At 58.6% G+C, this 18,950-nt stretch carries 17 protein-coding genes; 4 read left to right on the top strand and 13 right to left on the bottom strand.

Going from position 1 to position 18,950, the window contains the following annotated elements:
* The 9 genes from cysM to ACWKXN_RS06090 form a co-directional block, all read right to left on the bottom strand.
* On the bottom strand, positions 1-912 hold the full coding sequence (cysM, locus tag ACWKXN_RS06130; protein ID WP_454543482.1) for a cysteine synthase CysM: 912 nt from the start codon (positions 910-912) through the stop codon (positions 1-3).
* A 113-nt stretch (positions 913-1,025) separates the two neighbouring features.
* Positions 1,026-2,120 (bottom strand): sulfate/thiosulfate ABC transporter ATP-binding protein CysA, encoded by a 1,095-nt coding sequence (gene cysA, locus ACWKXN_RS06125; protein ID WP_008501607.1) that lies wholly within the window; start codon positions 2,118-2,120, stop codon positions 1,026-1,028.
* Complete coding sequence (gene cysW / locus ACWKXN_RS06120; protein ID WP_023308733.1) at positions 2,110-2,985, bottom strand: sulfate/thiosulfate ABC transporter permease CysW; 876 nt, start codon at positions 2,983-2,985, stop codon at positions 2,110-2,112. The genes cysA and cysW overlap by 11 nt, the downstream gene beginning before the upstream one ends.
* On the bottom strand, positions 2,985-3,818 hold the full coding sequence (gene cysT, locus ACWKXN_RS06115) for a sulfate/thiosulfate ABC transporter permease CysT (protein WP_004123378.1): 834 nt from the start codon (positions 3,816-3,818) through the stop codon (positions 2,985-2,987). The genes cysW and cysT overlap by 1 nt, the downstream gene beginning before the upstream one ends.
* The gene (locus ACWKXN_RS06110) at positions 3,818-4,831 is read right to left on the bottom strand and encodes a sulfate ABC transporter substrate-binding protein (RefSeq protein ID WP_454543481.1); all 1,014 of its coding nucleotides are present in this window, start codon (positions 4,829-4,831) and stop codon (positions 3,818-3,820) included. Before ACWKXN_RS06110 ends, cysT begins: the two co-directional genes overlap by 1 nt.
* Positions 4,832-5,003: 172 nt before the next feature.
* Positions 5,004-5,903, bottom strand: coding sequence for a Dyp-type peroxidase (locus tag ACWKXN_RS06105; protein WP_039263701.1), 900 nt, complete (start codon positions 5,901-5,903; stop codon positions 5,004-5,006).
* A 92-nt stretch (positions 5,904-5,995) separates the two neighbouring features.
* Positions 5,996-6,571, bottom strand: a complete 576-nt coding sequence (locus ACWKXN_RS06100) for an RpoE-regulated lipoprotein (protein ID WP_454543480.1) — start codon at positions 6,569-6,571, stop codon at positions 5,996-5,998.
* A 63-nt stretch (positions 6,572-6,634) separates the two neighbouring features.
* Positions 6,635-7,084 (bottom strand): DUF2919 domain-containing protein, encoded by a 450-nt coding sequence (locus ACWKXN_RS06095; protein ID WP_454543479.1) that lies wholly within the window; start codon positions 7,082-7,084, stop codon positions 6,635-6,637.
* Positions 7,071-7,496 (bottom strand): GNAT family acetyltransferase, encoded by a 426-nt coding sequence (locus tag ACWKXN_RS06090; RefSeq protein WP_024907604.1) that lies wholly within the window; start codon positions 7,494-7,496, stop codon positions 7,071-7,073. Before ACWKXN_RS06090 ends, ACWKXN_RS06095 begins: the two co-directional genes overlap by 14 nt.
* 212 nt (positions 7,497-7,708) lie before the next feature.
* Here ACWKXN_RS06090 and amiA point away from each other — a divergent pair, with 212 nt between their 5' ends.
* Both amiA and hemF read left to right on the top strand, forming a co-directional pair.
* A complete protein-coding gene (gene amiA, locus ACWKXN_RS06085) occupies positions 7,709-8,584 on the top strand; it encodes an N-acetylmuramoyl-L-alanine amidase AmiA (RefSeq protein ID WP_023308739.1) in 876 nt (291 codons plus the stop codon).
* Positions 8,584-9,483: an oxygen-dependent coproporphyrinogen oxidase gene (gene hemF, locus ACWKXN_RS06080; protein ID WP_039263704.1), complete on the top strand. Its 900-nt coding sequence runs from the start codon at positions 8,584-8,586 to the stop codon at positions 9,481-9,483. Before amiA ends, hemF begins: the two co-directional genes overlap by 1 nt.
* Before the next feature lie 35 nt (positions 9,484-9,518).
* On the opposite strand, the gene maeB is transcribed toward hemF, so the two are convergent.
* Positions 9,519-11,798, bottom strand: a complete 2,280-nt coding sequence (gene maeB, locus ACWKXN_RS06075; protein ID WP_454543478.1) for an NADP-dependent oxaloacetate-decarboxylating malate dehydrogenase — start codon at positions 11,796-11,798, stop codon at positions 9,519-9,521.
* Positions 11,799-12,087: 289 nt separating this feature from the next.
* On the opposite strand from maeB, the gene tal reads away from it, so the two are divergent.
* Entirely contained in the window at positions 12,088-13,038 is a 951-nt protein-coding gene (tal, locus tag ACWKXN_RS06070; protein ID WP_033146157.1) for a transaldolase, read from the top strand.
* Between the two features lie 19 nt (positions 13,039-13,057).
* Complete coding sequence (gene tkt, locus ACWKXN_RS06065) at positions 13,058-15,046, top strand: transketolase (protein ID WP_454543477.1); 1,989 nt, start codon at positions 13,058-13,060, stop codon at positions 15,044-15,046.
* Between the two features lie 4 nt (positions 15,047-15,050).
* On the opposite strand, the gene ACWKXN_RS06060 is transcribed toward tkt, so the two are convergent.
* The 3 genes from ACWKXN_RS06060 to aegA form a co-directional block, all read right to left on the bottom strand.
* On the bottom strand, positions 15,051-16,094 hold the full coding sequence (locus ACWKXN_RS06060) for a DUF1176 domain-containing protein (protein WP_096150412.1): 1,044 nt from the start codon (positions 16,092-16,094) through the stop codon (positions 15,051-15,053).
* A 101-nt stretch (positions 16,095-16,195) separates the two neighbouring features.
* Positions 16,196-16,789 (bottom strand): GDP-mannose pyrophosphatase NudK, encoded by a 594-nt coding sequence (gene nudK / locus ACWKXN_RS06055; protein ID WP_182071346.1) that lies wholly within the window; start codon positions 16,787-16,789, stop codon positions 16,196-16,198.
* Positions 16,790-16,855: 66 nt separating this feature from the next.
* Positions 16,856-18,832, bottom strand: coding sequence for a formate-dependent uric acid utilization protein AegA (gene aegA, locus ACWKXN_RS06050; RefSeq protein WP_454543476.1), 1,977 nt, complete (start codon positions 18,830-18,832; stop codon positions 16,856-16,858).
* Positions 18,833-18,950 lie beyond the last annotated feature (118 nt).

Below are 18,950 nucleotides of genomic sequence, written 5' to 3'. Positions count from 1 at the left end.
TTAAATCCCCGCCCCCTGCGAATAACTCTCTTCACCAAAGACGCCGGTAGACAGATAGCGATCGCCGCGATCGCAAATAATCGCCACCACTACCGCCCCCGGGTTTGCCTGCGCTACCCGAATCGCACCCGCTACCGCGCCGCCCGAACTGACGCCGCAGAAGATACCTTCGCGCACGGCCAGCTCACGCATGGTATTTTCCGCCTCGCGCTGGTGAAGATCCAGCACCTGCTCCACCAGCTGCGCATTAAAAATGCCGGGCATATACTCCGCCGGCCAGCGGCGAATCCCCGGAATGCTGCTCCCCTCTTCCGGCTGGAGGCCAACGATGGTGACGGTTTTTTCCTGCTCGCGCAGAAAACGCGAGACCCCGGTAATGGTGCCGGTGGTGCCCATACTAGAGACAAAATGGGTGATACGCCCGTCGGTTTGCTGCCAGATTTCCGGGCCGGTGGTGGTGTAGTGCGCGTACGGGTTGTCCGGATTGTTGAACTGATCCAGCAGTTTACCTTCACCGCGTCCGGCCATCTCCAGCGCTAAGTCGCGCGCGCCTTCCATTCCCTGCTCTTTGGTCACCAGAATCAGCTCGGCCCCGTAGGCACGCATCGCGGCGCGGCGCTCCTGGCTCATGTTGTCCGGCATCAGCAGCTTCATGCGGTAGCCTTTCAGCGCGGCGATCATCGCCAGGGCGATACCGGTGTTGCCGCTAGTGGCCTCAATCAGCACGTCGCCTGGCTTAATTTCTCCGCGTTTTTCGGCCTGGACAATCATCGACAGCGCCGCGCGGTCTTTCACCGAGCCCGCCGGGTTATTGCCTTCGAGTTTGACCCAGATTTCGCTGCCGTTGTCCGGCCCCATGCGCTGAAGCTTGACCAGAGGAGTGTTGCCGATGGTGTTTTCTAATGTATTCATGATCGCCGTCCAATAAAAAGCCCGGTGGCGCTTCGCTTACCGGGCCTACAGACGTCATATTGTAGGCCGGGTAAGCGCAGCGCCACCCGGCAAAACTACGTAATCCTAACCTATCAGGCTGACTCCGCCAGAGCAATATCCTCGCGCGTCTCGATGCGCTCCTTCCCGTGATAAATACGGGCGTGCTGCAAACCAACAAACAGGCGCTCACCCCGGTGCGGCGGCACGTCGTCGCGCATGACCACGGTCAGCGGCTCGGTATACCAGCCCAGCGGCTGTACCACCAATTGGGTGTAGTGACCTTTAGGGCTAGCTTCCAGCACCTGCACCGGCAGCGGTGAATCCAGGCTGGTTCGGCGGCTCACGTCCACTTCCCACGGACGCAGGAACAGATCGACCGGCCCCTGATGCGCGGAGGTATAGCCCAGCGGCCAGCGATGCGCGCCAACGTGGAACTGTCCGCCGCGAATAGTGCCCTGCAGACGGTTTACCTCGCCCATAAACTCCAGCACGAAGCGGGTCGCCGGTTCACGCCAGAGCTGCTCCGGCTCGTCAACCTGCTCAATGTTGCCCTGGCTCATGACGACGACACGGTCCGCAACTTCCATCGCCTCTTCCTGATCGTGGGTCACGAAGACGCTGGTGAATTTCAGCTCCTCATGCAGCTGGCGCAGCCAGCGGCGCAGCTCTTTACGCACCTGCGCATCCAGCGCGCCGAAGGGTTCATCCAGCAGCAGAATTTGCGGCTCAACGGCCAACGCGCGCGCCAGCGCCACGCGCTGTTTCTGTCCGCCGGACAGCTGGGCCGGGAAACGATCCGCCAGGTGAGCCAGCTGCACCATCTCCAGCAGTTTGGTCACTTTCGCCTTAATGGTTGCCGCATCCGGACGTTCGCGACGCGGCAGCACGGTCAGGCCAAACGCGATGTTGTCGAACACGGTCATGTGGCGGAACAGCGCGTAGTGCTGGAACACAAAGCCTACTTTACGATCGCGGGCGTGCAGACGGCTCACGTCGGTGCCGTGGAAGCGGATGTGCCCGCTGGTCTGATGCTCAAGCCCGGCGATAATACGCAGCAGCGTGGTTTTACCCGAGCCGGACGGCCCCAGCAGCGCCACCATTTGTCCGGAAGGGATATCCAGCGAGATATCATTCAGCACCTGGGTGCGACCAAAAGACTTCTTAATATTGGCAATCTCAATGCTCATGATTTCCCTCCTGATGCTGGCGTTTTTCCTGATTTTCTAAACGCCACTGCACCACACTCTTCAAAAACAGGGTCAAGATGGCCATCAGCGTCAGCAACGCTGCGGCAGTAAACGAGCCGATGGTGTTGTAGTCCTGCTGCAGCAGCTCAATCTGTAGCGGCAGCGACAGGGTTTCACCCCGGATGGAGCCGGAGACGACGGAAACGGCACCGAACTCACCAATCGCGCGGGCGTTGGTCAGCACCACGCCGTAAAGCAGCGCCCAGCGGATATTCGGCAGCGTCACGCGACGGAACATCTGCCAGCCGGAAGCGCCCAGCAGCACCGCCGCTTCGTCTTCGTTGCTCCCCTGACTTAACATCACCGGCACCAGCTCACGCACCACAAACGGACAGGTCACGAAGATGGTGACCAGCACCATGCCCGGCCAGGCGAACATGATCTGCAGGTTATGCTCGTCCAGCCAGCCGCCCAACGGGCCGTTGGAGCCGTAAAAGAGCAGGTACACCAGACCCGCCACCACCGGCGATACGGCGAAAGGAATGTCCAGCAGGGTCAGCAGCAGCTGACGTCCCGGGAAGTTAAAGCGGGTTACCAGCCAGGCCAGCAGGGTCCCGAACACGAGGTTCACCGGCACGGTGATCAGCGCAATCAGCACGGTCAGCCAGATGGCATGCAGCATATCCGGGTTCGCCAGGTTTTCCAGCGCGGGCATCAGGCCCTTGCTGAATGCCTGAACGAAGATATAAACCGTCGGCACGACGAGAATGAGGGCGGAAACCAGCACGCCCGCCCCAATCAGAAACCATTTACCCCAGTTAATGCGGGGTGCATCGTATCGCTTCAATTGCGTAACTTCCGCCATCAGTGACCTACCACACGTCGACCAAAGCGACTTTGCAGAGTGTTAATCGAGTACAGCAGCAGCAGCGAGGCCGCCAGGATCACCGAGGCAATCGCGCTCGCCGCCGGATAATCAAACTCCTGCAAACGGATGAAAATCATCAGCGAGGTGACTTCTGTTTTCCAGGCGATGTTCCCGGCGATAAAAATCACCGCGCCGAACTCACCGAGGCTGCGGGTAAACGACAGCGCGACGCCCGCCATCAGCGCCGGAGAGAGCTCCGGCAGAACCACCTTGCGGAAGCTCTGCCAGCGCGTGGCGCCCAGCGTTTCCGCCGCTTCTTCGTATTCCGGACCCAACTCTTCCAGCACCGGCTGCACGGTACGGACCACAAACGGGATGCTGGTAAAGGCCATCGCCACCGCGATACCGAGCCAGGTATAGGTCACTTTGATGTCAAATTTCGCCAGCCACTCGCCGTACAGCCCGTTCACGGAGAAGAGCGACGCGAGGGTTAAGCCTGCCACCGCCGTCGGCAGCGCAAACGGCAGATCCATCAGGGCGTCAAGCAGCGTGCGGCCCGGGAAGCGATAGCGGGTTAAGATCCACGCCATCAGCAGGCCAAACACGCCGTTAAAAATGGAGGCAACAAACGCCGACAGCAGCGTCACCTTATAGGCCGCCACCACCTGCGGGTTGGTGACCACGTCCCAGTATTGCGCCCAGCTCATCTGAGCAAGCTGCATCACCAACGCGCTGAGCGGCAACAGCAGGATCAGGCAGACGAACAGCAGGCTGGTCCCGAGGCTTAAGGTAAAACCCGGCAGCACGCGTTTTGTCGAAACTGCAAACATTACTTATGCCCCGCCGCCAGCAGTTTGTCTAACTCACCGCCGCTGGCAAAATGCGTTTTCATCACATCAGGCCAGGAGCCGAAATGATCTTCCACGCGGAACAAATCGGTCTGCGGGAACTTATCTTTCAGCTTGTTCATTACGTCCGGGTTATTCACGCGGTAGTAGTAATCGGTAATGATGGTCTGCGCCTGCGGGCTGTACAGGTAGTTGAGATAGGCTTTTGCCGCTTTCTCGGTACCGTTCGCCTGCACGTTTTTATCCACCCACGCCACCGGGAACTCGGCCAGGATGTTGGTTTTCGGGATAACGACCTCGAAGCCCTGCGCTTCGTACTGTTTGCGGATGTTATTCACTTCCGATTCAAAGCTGATCAGAACATCGCCAAGACCGCGTTCCGCGAAGGTCGTTGTCGCCCCGCGGCCGCCGGTATCAAACACTTCGACGTTTTTCAGGAACTGGGTCATGAACTGCTCAGTTTTGGCTTTATCGTTACCGTCAGCCTTGTCCGCCGCGCCCCACGCGGCTAAATAGGTATAACGCGCGTTACCGGAAGTTTTTGGATTCGGGAAAATCAGCTTCACATCGGAACGCACCAGGTCGCTCCAGTCATGGATATTCTTCGGGTTACCCTTACGCACCAGGAAGCCCATGGTGGAATAGAACGGGGAGCTGTTGTTCGGCAATCGGCTCTGCCAGTCTGCCGGGATCAGCTTGCCTTTGTCGTGCAGGATCTGCACGTCAGTCACCTGGTTGTAGGTCACCACATCCGCTTTCAGGCCCTGCAAAATCGCCAGCGCCTGCTTGGACGACCCGGCGTGGGACTGCTTGATGGTCAGCTTGTCGCCGTTATTGTCTTTCGCCCACTGCTGTTCAAACGGTGGATTAAGGGCGGCAAACAGCTCGCGGGAGACGTCATACGAACTGTTTAACAGTTCAATCGCCTGCGCCTGTGCCACCAGCAGTAAACCTGCCAGCGCCAGAGTTCCTTTTTTCAGTACAGTAACGGCCATTGCGCACCCTTATAAATGTGATGACTATCTTATAGTCATAATATTTATAACGGGGATGAAAGGAGTAACGGTTTTATATACCGTTTGGTGATTTAGAAGCAGAAAAGGGAATAAGGGGGAGGCCTGATGCCCTCACCCCGGCCCTCTCCCACAGGGAGAGGGAGAAAGGACATTACAGCGCCAGCAGACGCTCAACGGACGGCGCAAAGTAGTAGCCGCCGGTCACCGGTTTGGTGAAGCGCAGCATGGCGTCGCGCTTGCCGTCGGTATCGCCGAACATGCTCAGCAGCTGCTGCTCAATGTTATACAGCCGCGCGCAGTACGCGCAGAAGTAGAGGCCGTGCGTGCCGCTTGCCGTGCCGTACGGCAGGCTCTGGCGAACAATCTTCAGCCCTTTACCGTCTTCTTTCAGGTCAACGCGGGTCAGATGAGAGGTCACAGGACGGTCGTCGCCGTCGATCTCTTCGTTGGCTTCTTTAGTGCGGCCAATCATCATCTCCTGGTCGTGCACGCTCATGCGGTTAAGCTGCTTGAGGTTGTGCTCCCAGCGCTGCACGAACACGTAGCTGCCGCCCGCGTCCACGCCGTCTTTGATTACCGCGACTTCACGACGCGTCTCTTCACCCGCCGGGTTTTCGGTGCCGTCGACGAAGCCGCTCAGATCGCGCTCTTCCACCCAGCGGAAGCCGTGAACCTCTTCCTGCACCTCAATGCTGTCGCCAAAGGCCGCTACTGCCGCCTGGGCAACGGAGAAGTTCACGTCGTGACGCAGGGAGAGAATGTGGATCAGCACGTCGTACTGGGTTGCCGGAGCCAGACCTTTGCCGTAAGGGATGAAGTCTTTTAGCTCTTCCGCCCCTTCGCCACCGCTCAGCTGACGCCAGACGTTATTGCCAAAGGCAACAACGGCGCCGAGGTGCGCTTCCGGGAATTTGGCCTGGAAGGTGGCCAGCTTATCAACAAACGCTTTACTGGCCGCACGCAGGGCATCCACGTCCCCTTTAACATTGGCTTCGATCCAAATCGCCGCGCGGCAATGTTCTGGCAAAATGCCACTCTGAACCTGAGACATCGCTCCTCCTGAAATAAAGATGCCACGTCAGCGTGGCATTGATGGCGGCTATTATACCCGGATTTCAGCGAGGCGGTTTGTTCAGGCGCAAATTACTGCTTCCAGAATATTTTGCTCACTTTCCAGCTCCTGAGCGTGTCGTCAGACGGCATCAGACCTTCTGGGCCGCTCCAGGTTCCGGTGAAGACATAGCTGATGTGCTGGCTGCCTTCAGCCTTACATTCCACCGCGACCTTGTCGTCAGACGGCAGGCTGGTGCAGTTGCCAAAGGCCTGCTTATAAAGGTCGCTGAACGGCGTACCCACCTTCACACCGCTCGCCGTCGGAATATCGTCATCCATTACAGCGATACGGTTTACGGTGCCTTTGTCACCGTTAATCACCAGCGCCAGCTTGTCGCCCTTCAGCGCTTCGTAATAGCGAACAATATTGCCATTCTCCGTTTTCATGCCGCTTCGCAGGCGGTAATCGCTGCTGAGCGCATCCTGAATGGCGTCCTGATCCAGCGACGTCGCGGCGGTAATTTTCCCCACGCCCTGCTCGGTCACTTCCGTTGATGAGCCAAACCAGTTCCACGGATACGCGGCGGACCAGTTAATGGAGGAGAGCGTCGAACAGCCGGTCAACGCCAGCGGGAGAGCGCATAAAAGTAAACGCAGCGATTTCATTGAAACGTCCTTTCTTGTTAAATCAACGCTTGTTGGAGTGCGACATCGGCAAAAAGTGCCGGATTAATCATCCTGATGCGCAAAACAGGCGCGAAGACGCGGGTTGGTCAGCAGCCACAGCAGCGCCACAATATCGGCAACCACCAGCGCAACGCCGGTGCCCGTCGGCGGTTCACCGTACCACCAGAGTACCGGCAGCCAGAAGAGCAGCGTAACCTGGGCGAGGATCAGCAGCCAGCGAAGCGCGCGCCAGAAACGTGGGATCGCATGCCGTCGTCCGCTGCACAAAAAAGCGACCACCGCCGGTACGCCCGGCAGTAAGCCGAGCCAGAAGGCGTCGTGATCGGGATAAAAGAGATTCAGCAGCGTGTCGCCCTGCCCGCGAGACGCGGCGGCCATCACAAACAGCACCCAGGTTCGGGCCTGGAGCAGCAGAACGCACCAGAATAAAAAGGGCAGCCTGACGCGGCCCTGCGCGTCATAGTCAGCCGGATGGATCTCAGTACTCTTCATCTTCAATCAAACGCTTGCCCAGAGTCAGCACGTCAGCGTGTTCATAACCCAGACGCTCATACATGCCCAGCACCACGTCGTTATCTTCCCGCACCATGATCTGGATTTTCGGGCAGCCGCGGGCAATCAGCTTCTTCTCGAGCCGGTTCAGCAGCGCATTGGCAATGCCGCGGCCACGGTATTCCGGGTGGACGCCCAGATAATAGGCCGAGCCGCGGTGGCCGTCGTAACCGCCCATGACCGTGCCCACAACCTCGCCATTGACTTCCGCGACCAGAAACAGACTGACGTCGTGATTCACCTTACGTTCGATATCCATTTCCGGATCGTTCCACGGACGCAGCAGATCGCAGCGCTCCCAAAGGGTGATCACCTCTTCGAAATCTTCCTGGCGAAAAACGCGTATCTCCATGGTATTAACCGCCTTTTCGGGTTTAAAAACAGTGATTATGGCGCGAAGCTCGCCTTTCGCCAATAACCGGGGAAAATCTCGCCAAAATTTGGCATAATGTCACTTTGTCACGTATTGAAATGAAAAGTAAAACAATTCTCAACATGGACTGTCGTAACGGGAAACACGATACGATATAACACCAGGACCCCATTTTTTAGTATTCAGGCCGCATGAGCACATTCAAACCATTAAAAGCACTCACATCGCGTCGTCAGGTTCTCAAAGCGGGGCTGGCGGCCTTAACGTTAACGGGCATCGCAAAGCAGGCTCAGGCGAAAGACGAGAGCACGCTCAAAACCAGTAACGGACACAGCAAACCGAAAACCAAAAAGCCGGGCGCGAAGCGTCTGGTAATGCTCGACCCGGGCCACGGCGGTATTGATACCGGCGCCATCGGCAAAAACGGGTCAAAAGAAAAACACGTCGTGCTGGCAATTGCAAAAAATGTGCGCGCAATTTTACGCAGCAACGGCATTGACGCCCGTCTGACGCGCTCTGGCGACACCTTTATTCCGCTGTATGACCGCGTTGAGATCGCCCACCAGCACGGTGCAGATCTGTTTATGTCGATTCACGCCGACGGCTTTACCAACCCTTCTGCGGCCGGCGCCTCGGTGTTTGCACTCTCTAACCGTGGCGCCAGTAGCGCCATGGCAAAATACCTCTCCGACCGCGAAAACCGCGCGGATGAAGTCGCCGGGAAAAAAGCCACCGACAAAGATCATCTGCTACAGCAGGTGCTGTTCGACCTCGTGCAGACGGATACGATTAAAAACAGCCTGACGCTCGGCTCGCATATTCTGAAGAAGATTAAGCCGGTGCATCGTCTGCACAGCAAAGGCACCGAGCAGGCGGCGTTCGTGGTCCTGAAATCGCCGTCCATCCCGTCCGTGCTGGTGGAAACGTCCTTTATTACCAACCCGGAAGAAGAGCGGCTCCTCGGCACCACGGCGTTTCGTCAGAAGATCGCCAACGCTATCGCCTCCGGCATTATCAGTTACTTCAACTGGTTCGATAACCAAAAAGCGCACTCCAGGAAACGTTGATGAAACCCGATGCTCAACTGGTCAAAACCTTCCTGCTGCAGCTGCAGGATGAGATCTGCCAGAAACTGGCTGCCGCAGACGGCGGTGAATTTCAGGAAGATAACTGGCAGCGCGAGGCCGGAGGCGGCGGGCGCAGCCGCGTGCTGCGAAACGGCGGCATCTTCGAACAGGCAGGCGTGAATTTTTCCCACGTTCACGGCGACGCCATGCCCGCATCTGCGACGGCGCATCGTCCTGAACTGGCGGGCCGTAGCTTCGAGGCGATGGGCGTTTCGCTGGTAGTGCACCCGCACAACCCGTTCGTGCCGACGAGCCACGCCAACGTGCGCTTTTTCATTGCGGAAAAACCGGGCGCCGACCCGGTCTGGTGGTTCGGCGGCGGTTTCGATTTAACGCCATACTACGGCTTCGAAGAAGATGCCGTGCACTGGCACACCACCGCGCGGGATCTTTGCCTACCGTTTGGCGAAGACGTCTACCCGAAATTTAAAAAGTGGTGCGATGACTACTTTTACCTGAAGCACCGCGACGAGCAGCGCGGCATCGGCGGGCTGTTCTTTGACGATCTCAACGCGCCTGATTTTGATACCGCGTTCAGCTTTATGCGCGCGGTAGGCGAAGGGTATACCGACGCTTATCTGCCCATCGTCGAGCGCCGTAAAAATACCGACTACGGCGTGCGCGAGCGCGAGTTCCAGCTTTACCGCCGCGGGCGCTACGTGGAGTTCAATCTGGTGTGGGATCGCGGGACGCTGTTCGGTCTGCAGACCGGGGGGCGCACGGAGTCGATTCTGATGTCGATGCCGCCGCTGGTGCGCTGGGAGTACTGCTACGAGCCAAAAGAAGGCAGCCCGGAGGCTGCCTTGCGTGAGTTTATTCAGGTTCGGGACTGGGTGTAGCCCTTATGCCCTCTCCCTTTGGGAGAGGGTAAAAATTACAGCGGCTGCGTCTGCGCCTCAACCACCGCCAGCGCCACCATATTCACGATACGACGCACAGAGGCAATCGGCGTTAACACGTGCACCGGTTTCGCCACGCCCATCAGTACCGGCCCTACGGTCACCCCTTCAGAGCTGGAGACGCGCAGCAGGTTATAGCTGATACGCGCCGCTTCCACGTTCGGCATAATCAGAATGTTGGCCGATCCCTTCAGCGGGCTGTCCGGCATACGTTCGTTACGGATGCTTTCCACCAGCGCGGCATCGCCGTGCATTTCCCCGTCAATCATCAGCTCCGGCGCACGCTCGCGCACCAGCTCCAGCGTCTGACGCATTTTGCAGGCCGCCGCGGATTTAGACGAACCAAAGTTAGAGTGCGACAGCAGCGCCACCTTCGGCTCGATACCAAAGCGACGCACGGTCTCGGCGGCCATCACCGTGATTTCCGCCAGCTCGTCCGGGGTCGGATCGTCGTTAACGTAGGTGTCCGCAATAAAGGTGTTGCCGCTTGGCAGCAGCAGCGCGTTCATCGCCCCGGCGGTATGGACGCCGTCGCGATAGCCGAAGATCTCCTGCACCACGCTGAAGTGCTCGTGGTAATCGCCAATTGTGCCGCAGATCAGCGCATCCGCCTCGCCGCGATGCACCATGATCGCGCCGATCACCGTCGTGTTGCTGATCACCGCTTTCTGCGCCTGTTCCTGGGTGATCCCCCGGCGCTTCATGATCGCGTAGTATTCGCTCCAGTACTCTTTGAAGCGCGGATCGGATTCGTTGTTAACGATCTCGAAGTCGACGCCCGGCTTAATCTGCAGGCCCAGCTTCTGGATACGCATTTCAATCACGCTCGGACGACCAATCAGGATCGGCTTCGCCAGGCCTAAGGTGATCAGCTCCTGGGTGGCGTGCAGCACGCGCGCCTCTTCCCCTTCCGCCAGCACCACGCGCTTCGCGTCGGCGCGCGCCTGGGAGAAGATCGGCTTCATGAACAGGTTCGTTTTATAGACAAACTCGGTGAGCTTATCGACGTACGCGTCAAAATCATGAATCGGACGCATCGCCACGCCGGAGTCCATCGCCGCTTTGGCCACCGCTGGTGCAATCTTAACAATCAGACGCGGGTCGAACGGTTTTGGAATGATGTAGTCCGGACCAAAGCTCAGATCCTGATCGCCGTACGCGGACGCAACCACTTCGCTCTGCTCGGCGTGCGCCAGCTCCGCGATGGCGTGAACGGCGGCAAGCTTCATCTCTTCGTTGATCGCCGTTGCGCCGACGTCCAGCGCACCGCGGAAGATGAACGGGAAGCAGAGCACGTTGTTGACCTGGTTCGGGTAGTCCGAACGGCCGGTACAGATGATGGCGTCTTCGCGCACCGCTTTCGCCAGCGGCGGCAGGATTTCCGGTTCCGGGTTCGCCAGGGCCAGGATCATTGGCGCACGCGCCATCTTCTTCACCATCTCCTGGGTTAGTACTTTCGGACCCGAGCAGCCGAGGAAGATATCCGCGCCGTCGATCACGTCGTCCAGGGTGCGCTTACCGTCGTCGTCGACCGCGTACGCCGCTTTGGTTTCCGCCATGTTCGGCTCGCGGTCTTTATAGATAACGCCCTTGGAGTCGCAGACCACAATGTTGTGTTTCTGCATACCCAGCGCCACCAGCAGGTTCATACAGGCGATGGCCGCGGCGCCTGCGCCAGAGACCACCATGCGCACGTCGGAGAGATTTTTCTCTACCACGCGCAGGCCGTTGAGGATCGCGGCGGTGCTGATAATCGCGGTTCCGTGCTGGTCATCATGGAACACGGGAATGTTCATACGCTCGCGCAGCTTCTGCTCGATATAGAAACATTCCGGCGCTTTGATGTCTTCCAGGTTGATCCCGCCGAATGTCGGCTCCAGCGCGGCCACCACGTTGATGAATTTGTCAGGATCGAGTTCATCCACCTCGATATCGAACACGTCGATACCGGCGAATTTCTTGAACAGTACCCCCTTCCCTTCCATCACCGGCTTACCGGCCAGCGCGCCGATGTTGCCCAGCCCCAGCACCGCCGTGCCGTTAGAGATCACGGCGACAAGGTTGCCGCGCGCGGTGTATTTGTAGGCCGCCAGCGGGTCTTTTTCGATTTCCAGACACGGGGCTGCGACGCCCGGCGAATAGGCCAGCGCCAGATCGCGCTGGGTTGCCAGCGGCTTGGTTGGGGAGACCTGGATTTTGCCCGGGACAGGGAACTCGTGAAAATCGAGGGCACTCTGTTTCAACTGCTCATCCATCTTATTTTTCCTTTCACGTATCGGTCAAAAGGGTGACGTAAGCGATCCTGATGCACACCCTGGTGTGCCGCCTAGTATCGCCTCAGGCCGCCTCCTAAACTTTGAAGGCAGCCAAACTCTCACCATCACACATTAAAAATTGTTATCAATTTATAACAGCCATGTTACCCGTCTCAAAAGCAATGCCTCCCCCGTCTGCTATGCTTTTTTGTTAAGTCCATCATGATTTTTCCAGAAGTGTGAACTAACGCACTCATCTAACTCTTTTATTTCCAAGGAGTAATTATTTATGAACCAGCTAGACGGCATCAAAAAATTCACCACCGTGGTTGCAGACAGCGGCGATATCGAATCGATTCGCCACTATCAGCCGGAGGACGCGACCACTAACCCTTCGCTACTGCTCAAAGCTGCAGGGCTCGCCCATTTTAGTCATCTGATTGATGACGCCATTGCCTACGGTAAACAGCGCGGGAAAACGCAGGAGCAGCAGGTCGCCGAAGCCAGCGACAAGCTGGCGGTTAATTTTGGTGCGGAAATTCTTAAAAGCATCCCGGGCCGCGTCTCGACCGAAGTCGACGCCCGCCTCTCGTTCGATAAAGAAAAGAGCATTAATAAGGCGCGTCGCCTGGTGGAACTGTACGAGGAGCAGGGGATCGATAAATCACGCATTCTGATCAAGCTGGCCTCCACCTGGGAAGGCATCCGTGCGGCAGAGGTGCTGGAAAAAGAAGGCATCCACTGCAACCTGACCCTGCTGTTCTCGTTTGCCCAGGCGCGCGCCTGCGCTGAAGCGGGCGTGTTCCTCGTCTCGCCGTTTGTCGGGCGCATCTACGACTGGTATCAGGCGAAACAGCCGATGGATCCGTACGTGGTGGATGAGGATCCGGGCGTGAAATCGGTCCGTAATATCTACGACTACTACAAACAGCACCGCTATGAAACCATCGTGATGGGGGCCAGCTTCCGCCGTACCGAGCAGATCCTCGCCCTGGCAGGCTGCGACCGTCTGACCATCTCCCCTAACCTGCTTCAGGAGCTACAGGACAAAGAAGAAACGGTGATCCGCAAGCTGGTGCCGACCTCCACCGTTCTGCCAAAACCGAAAGCCATGACCGAAGCGGAGTTCCGTTGGGAGCACAATCAGGACGCCATGGCCGTGGAAAAACTGGCGGACGGCATCCGCCAGTTCGCCGTCGACCAGCGCAAACTTGAAGATCTTCTCGCCGCCAAACTTTAACCTTGCCACGGAGTGAACTATGTCCCGTAAAGAGCTAGCCAATGCCATTCGCGCCCTCAGCATGGATGCCGTGCAAAAAGCCAATTCCGGCCACCCCGGCGCGCCGATGGGCATGGCTGATATTGCCGAAGTGCTGTGGAACGACTTTCTGAAGCACAACCCCAATGACCCGACCTGGTACGATCGCGACCGCTTTATTCTCTCCAACGGTCACGCCTCAATGCTGCTCTACAGCCTGCTGCACCTTTCCGGCTACGATCTGCCGCTTGAGGAGCTGAAAAACTTCCGCCAGCTGCACTCCAAAACGCCGGGGCACCCGGAAATTGGCTATACCCCGGGGGTGGAAACGACGACCGGACCACTCGGTCAGGGGCTGGCCAATGCGGTCGGGCTGGCGATTGCTGAACGCACGCTGGCGGCACAGTTTAACCAGCCGGACCGCGAGATTGTCGACCACTACACCTACGTGTTTATGGGTGACGGCTGCCTGATGGAGGGGATTTCCCATGAGGTCTGCTCCCTGGCGGGCACGCTGGGGCTCGGCAAGCTGATTGGCTTCTACGATCACAACGGCATCTCCATCGACGGGGAGACCGAAGGCTGGTTTACCGACGACACGGCAAAACGCTTTGAAGCCTACCACTGGCACGTGGTGCACGAGATCGACGGCCACGATCCTGAGGCGGTGAAAAAAGCGATTCAGGAAGCGCAGAGCGTGAAGGATAAACCGTCCCTGATTATCTGCCGTACGGTCATCGGCTTCGGCTCGCCGAATAAGGCGGGCAAAGAGGAGGCGCACGGCGCGGCGCTGGGCGAGGAGGAAATCGCGCTGACCCGGCAAAAGCTGGGGTGGAAACATCCACCGTTTGAGATCCCGAAAGAGATCTACAGAGCCTGGGATGCCCGTGAGACGGGTGAAAAGGCCCAGCAGTCCTGGAACGAGAAGTTTGCCGCCTACAAAAAAGCGCACCCGGATCTCGCCGCCGAGTTTTCCCGCCGCATGAGCGGTGGCCTGCCGGAGGACTGGGACGATAGAACCCAGGCGCTGATTGAAAACCTGCAGTCCAACCCGGCGAAAATCGCCACCCGCAAGGCGTCGCAAAATACCCTGAACGCAATCGGCCCTCTTCTGCCCGAACTGCTCGGCGGCTCGGCGGATCTGGCGCCCAGTAACCTGACTATCTGGTCGGGCTCAAAATCGCTGAAAGAGGACATTGCCGGGAACTACATCCACTACGGCGTGCGCGAGTTTGGGATGACCGCCATTGCCAACGGCATCGCCCATCACGGCGGGTTTGTGCCGTACACCGCCACCTTCCTGATGTTCGTCGAGTACGCCCGCAACGCGGCGCGCATGGCGGCACTGATGAAGGCGCGGCAGATTATGGTTTACACCCATGACTCCATCGGGCTGGGGGAAGACGGGCCTACGCACCAGGCGGTTGAACAGCTGGCAAGCCTGCGTCTGACGCCGAACTTCAGCACCTGGCGTCCGTGCGATCAGGTCGAAGCGGCTGTGGGCTGGAAGCTGGCGGTAGAACGCCACAATGGCCCAACGGCACTGATCCTGTCACGCCAGAACCTGGCGCAGATTGAGCGAACCCCGGAGCAGGTGAAAAACATCGCCCGCGGCGGCTACATCCTGAAGGACAGCGGCGGCAAGCCGGACGTGATCCTGATTGCGACCGGGTCCGAGGTGGAAATCACGGTGAAAGCGGCGGAGAAACTGACTGCCGAAGGTCACGCGGTGCGCGTGGTGTCCCTGCCCTCAACGGATATTTTTGACGCCCAGGACGAGGCGTACCGGGAATCGGTCCTGCCGTCCAGCGTCGCGGCTCGCGTAGCGGTGGAAGCCGGCATTGCCGACTACTGGTACAAATATGTCGGGCTCAAAGGGGCGATTGTCGGCATGCGGGGCTACGGCGAGTCCGCCCCTGCCGATAAGCTGTTCCCGTACTTCGGCTTTACCGTTGAGAACGTGGTGGAGAAGGCGCTGAGCGTACTGTAGTGTTTTACCGCGTGATCCACAGCGTGGGCCAGGCATCTGGCCCGTTCCAGTTGTCGCAGCTGGGCTCCTCGGCGTAGCGCACCAGGCGGAAGCGCTGGCCGTCAAAACGCCAGCGCGTCTGGATCCCGCAATCGCCCAAACCGCGCCCCAGCGCGAGCGTTGTCAGCTCGCGCGTCTTTTCATCGAAGCTGGCGTTCATCAACTCCATTTCGCTCCCGTCGCCTGACGGCGTAAACGGCAGACGCAGCCTGACGCTGCGCGCGGTGAACGGTTTTTTACGCGATACCAGCCACGCCAGATCGACCGTGTTATAGGCCCCCGCCTCGCAGCTGACGATCAGCAGCGCTTTGTCATCGGTTAACGCGGTGACGCGTACTTCCCGGCGGTTAGGATCCAGCGAGCACTGGCTGGTGTTCATCCGCCCGGTGCCATAATCCAGCAGGTCGTTCAGTTCGGCGTGGGAGAGCGGCGTCGGGGTCGGGTTGACGACCGCCACCTTTTTAAGGGCAGGAGCAGGCGGAACGCTTAACGGCGGATCGTCACCTTTCTTGATCCACGCGGTTTCACTGCCGACGCGCTTTTGCTGCGCATCAATGAACAGCAGCGCGGCCTTAAGCCCGGTCAGTGAAATAACCTGCTTACCGTCGCGCAGGGTCAGAGCCTTCCCTTCCTGGATGTTTTTCAGAAAGGCGGTGATGGTGGCCGCATCGTCCGTTTTAAGATGCCAGGGCGTGAGCTGCCAGCGCTGTTTGTCCAGCTTCAGGGGAACGTTATCCAGCAGCAGCCGGGGGGCAATCTCTGGCTCTTTTACCGAGGGCGTATCAAGGCCGCCGAGATCGATACGCAGCGTGGCGTCCGTTTTCGCCCCGGCGCTACGGGTGAGCGTCATGACCAGACCACGGTGTTCACCCGTGTTGCGTGCGAGGCAAAAATTCTGGTTATTGCAGGTTACCTGCCAGTCGGAGAAGGCTTGCTGGGCAGGTGCAGCCCGCACCTGCGGCGCGAGGAGCACACAAAACAGGTAAAACAAAAAGACGCTGTAGCGCATGAATGACACAATCCCGGAACGAAAACGCTTAACTGGGCAGTATCTTCGTGTTCCCGCCGGGGTTGCTCAATCGGATTTATCAGATATACCCGAAAAACAGGCTATATCCGTTCGAAAGTGGTGTTCATCAGCCCGGTTGTCTGTAAATACTGCAGTAATATCACCGCTTTACCATCCCTGATTTCGCCTGAACGCATCATCTCCAGCGCCCGGGTAAAGGGAAGCTCCAGCACTTCGATATCTTCATCCTCCACGCCACCGCCGCGGTGAGTGCGCTGCGCGTCGCTGTATTCCGCAATGAAGAAATGCACAATTTCCGTTACGCCGCCCGGCGACATAAACAGCTCGAAGACCTTTTTGACCTCGCCCACTTCGAAGCCGGTCTCTTCCACGGCCTCTTTGCGGATACAAACTTCCGGCTCATCATCATCGAGCAGGCCCGCGCAGGTTTCAATCAGACGTCCGTCAGGGTTGCCATTAACCCATGTCGCCACCCTGAACTGACGGATCAGCACCACGCTCTGCTTTTCACGGTTATAGAGCAGAATGGTTGCCCCGTTGCCGCGGTCGTAGACCTCGCGCTTGTGGCGGATCACCTCACCGTTGTTACGCGTAAGGTCATAGGTGATGTTACGCAGGACAAAGTAGTTTTCAGAGAGAATTTTGTCTTTGATAACGTCAATTTTCAGGGTCATACGGGCTCCACAACACAATGAGTCGTCCTATACTACGCCGTGAATCCCGCTTTGTCGCCCGCCGGTTTAATGATGTTTTAGGGCGTTAATCCCAAGCCAGTCCAGTATCCCCTGCGCCGCATGTCGCCCTTCCGCCATTGCGGTCACCACCAGATCCGCGCCGCGTACCGCATCGCCCCCGGCGAAGATTTGTGGGTTAGTCGTCTGGTAACGGTAGCGGCTCTCGACGGAGGCAACGATCCGCCCCCGGTCGTCCGTTTCGACACCCTGCGCCTGCAGCCACGGCATCGCGTGCGGGTTAAAACCAAACGCCATGATGACCGCATCAGCCGCCATCACGAACTCGCTGCCCGCCACGGGAACCGGTCGACGCCGTCCCTGCGCGTCCGGTTCACCGAGCTCGGTACGCAGCATCCGGATACCGTTGATCTTACCGTTCGGATCCAGCGTCAGCTCAACCGGCTGGACGTTAAATTCAAACGCCGCACCCTCTTCTCGGGCGTTCTTCACCTCTTTCTTCGAGCCAGGCATATTGGCCTCATCCCGACGATAGGCGCAGGTCACCTTTGCCGCACCGTGGCGTAACGCGGTGCGGACGCAGTCCATCGCGGTATCGCCCCCGCCAAGCACCACCACGTTTAAGCCCTGGGTATCGATAAACGGTTCGCTGGCCGTCGACTCCAGCCCCATAACGTGGCGCGTGTTACCTACAAGGAAAGGCAGCGCGTCATAAACCCCAGGCGCGTCTTCATGCGGGATACCCGCCTTCATCGAGCGGTAGGTTCCCACGCCAATAAACAGGACGTCGTACTCGTGCTTTAACTGCGACATCGACACGTCCTGGCCCACCTCGCAGTTCAGCTCGAAGCGGATCCCCATCGCGGTAAATATCTCTCTGCGCCGCGCGAGCAGCGATTTGTCCAGCTTGAATGCCGGGATGCCAAAGGTCAGCAATCCGCCAATTTCCGGATGCCGGTCATAGACCGTCACACTCGCGCCGCTGCGCGCCAGCACGTCGGCGCACGCCAGCCCGGCGGGGCCCGCGCCGACGATCGCAACACGTTTACCTGTCGGCGTGACGGCGGACATATCCGGCCGCCAGCCCATCGCCAGCGCCCGATCGGAGATATAGCGCTCAATGTTACCGATGGTCACGGATCCCGCCTCTTCACGTATTGTGCAGGCACCCTCGCATAATCGGTCCTGCGGACAGACGCGGCCGGTAATTTCAGGTAAACAGTTGGTCTGATGTGAAAGCTCGACCGCGCCGGCGATATCGCCCGCGTTGATACGCTCGATCCACTGCGGGATGTGGTTATGCAGCGGGCAGGTCCATTCGCAAATGCTGTGCTCTCCGCATTTCAGGCAGCGCGACGCCTCGCGGGCGGCCTGCTCGTCCCGGAACGGCAGGTAAATTTCGTTAAAATGGCTCACGCGTTCTGCGGCAGCCAGCTTGTCGGGCTCGCCGCGTGGCGGGGTTGTTTGCATCTGATGCAGTTTGGTGCGCGAAGCGTCTTCTCTGACGGCTTCCGCGTGCCAGGGCTGCGCCTCCAGGCAGGCCGTGCGCTGGCGGCGCGATTTCGCCAGAGTATCAAGGACAGCAGGCGTCGCCAGTGAGAGGACATCTGCCGGGCAATTTTCGATACAGGCCGGGCCGTGTGGCCGCGTCAGACAGAGATCGCATTTATTCGCCGAGGCCTTCACGCCGCCGCTGTCGAGCGGGGTGACGATAATCTCCATCGTGCCAAACGGGCAGGCCACCACGCAGGCCTTACAGCCGATGCATTTTTGTTGATTCACCTGTACGCTGTCATCGCATTTGCTGATGGCGCCGTTCGGACAGCTTTGCGCGCAGGGCGCATTTTCACAGTGATGGCAGGTGACGGGGCTACTCTTCTCGCCGGACCTCAGGACCGTAATGCGGGGATGAAAATGGCGCTCGCTCAGGACGTGCTGCTCATCGTTGTGCGCCATCACGCAGGCCACTTCGCAGGCGCGACACCCGATGCACTGCTGGCTGTTAGCCATAATAAAACGATTCATAACCACACCTGTTTTTGGTTCAATAACCTTATTCTTTGTATGAATATGGTATTTACGCATCACGGCGCGATCGGGCAATGTTCAAATGCCCGGAATGCCGAATTATTTACAGTGAACC

This window comes from Enterobacter sp. UPMP2060 (assembly GCF_053709655.1).
This window is presented reverse-complemented; position numbering and strand designations above follow the sequence as displayed.

Excerpts from the sequence above, each read along its gene's own strand:
- cysM (WP_454543482.1), bottom strand. The coding sequence starts at position 912 with ATGAATACATTAGAAAACACCATCGGCAACACTCCTCTGGTCAAGCTT.
- cysA (WP_008501607.1), bottom strand. The coding sequence starts at position 2,120 with ATGAGCATTGAGATTGCCAATATTAAGAAGTCTTTTGGTCGCACCCAG.
- cysW (WP_023308733.1), bottom strand. The coding sequence starts at position 2,985 with ATGGCGGAAGTTACGCAATTGAAGCGATACGATGCACCCCGCATTAAC.
- cysT (WP_004123378.1), bottom strand. The coding sequence starts at position 3,818 with ATGTTTGCAGTTTCGACAAAACGCGTGCTGCCGGGTTTTACCTTAAGC.
- ACWKXN_RS06110 (WP_454543481.1), bottom strand. The coding sequence starts at position 4,831 with ATGGCCGTTACTGTACTGAAAAAAGGAACTCTGGCGCTGGCAGGTTTA.
- ACWKXN_RS06105 (WP_039263701.1), bottom strand. The coding sequence starts at position 5,903 with ATGTCTCAGGTTCAGAGTGGCATTTTGCCAGAACATTGCCGCGCGGCG.
- ACWKXN_RS06100 (WP_454543480.1), bottom strand. The coding sequence starts at position 6,571 with ATGAAATCGCTGCGTTTACTTTTATGCGCTCTCCCGCTGGCGTTGACC.
- ACWKXN_RS06095 (WP_454543479.1), bottom strand. The coding sequence starts at position 7,084 with ATGAAGAGTACTGAGATCCATCCGGCTGACTATGACGCGCAGGGCCGC.
- ACWKXN_RS06090 (WP_024907604.1), bottom strand. The coding sequence starts at position 7,496 with ATGGAGATACGCGTTTTTCGCCAGGAAGATTTCGAAGAGGTGATCACC.
- amiA (WP_023308739.1), top strand. The coding sequence starts at position 7,709 with ATGAGCACATTCAAACCATTAAAAGCACTCACATCGCGTCGTCAGGTT.
- hemF (WP_039263704.1), top strand. The coding sequence starts at position 8,584 with ATGAAACCCGATGCTCAACTGGTCAAAACCTTCCTGCTGCAGCTGCAG.
- maeB (WP_454543478.1), bottom strand. The coding sequence starts at position 11,798 with ATGGATGAGCAGTTGAAACAGAGTGCCCTCGATTTTCACGAGTTCCCT.
- tal (WP_033146157.1), top strand. The coding sequence starts at position 12,088 with ATGAACCAGCTAGACGGCATCAAAAAATTCACCACCGTGGTTGCAGAC.
- tkt (WP_454543477.1), top strand. The coding sequence starts at position 13,058 with ATGTCCCGTAAAGAGCTAGCCAATGCCATTCGCGCCCTCAGCATGGAT.
- ACWKXN_RS06060 (WP_096150412.1), bottom strand. The coding sequence starts at position 16,094 with ATGCGCTACAGCGTCTTTTTGTTTTACCTGTTTTGTGTGCTCCTCGCG.
- nudK (WP_182071346.1), bottom strand. The coding sequence starts at position 16,789 with ATGACCCTGAAAATTGACGTTATCAAAGACAAAATTCTCTCTGAAAAC.
- aegA (WP_454543476.1), bottom strand. The coding sequence starts at position 18,832 with ATGAATCGTTTTATTATGGCTAACAGCCAGCAGTGCATCGGGTGTCGC.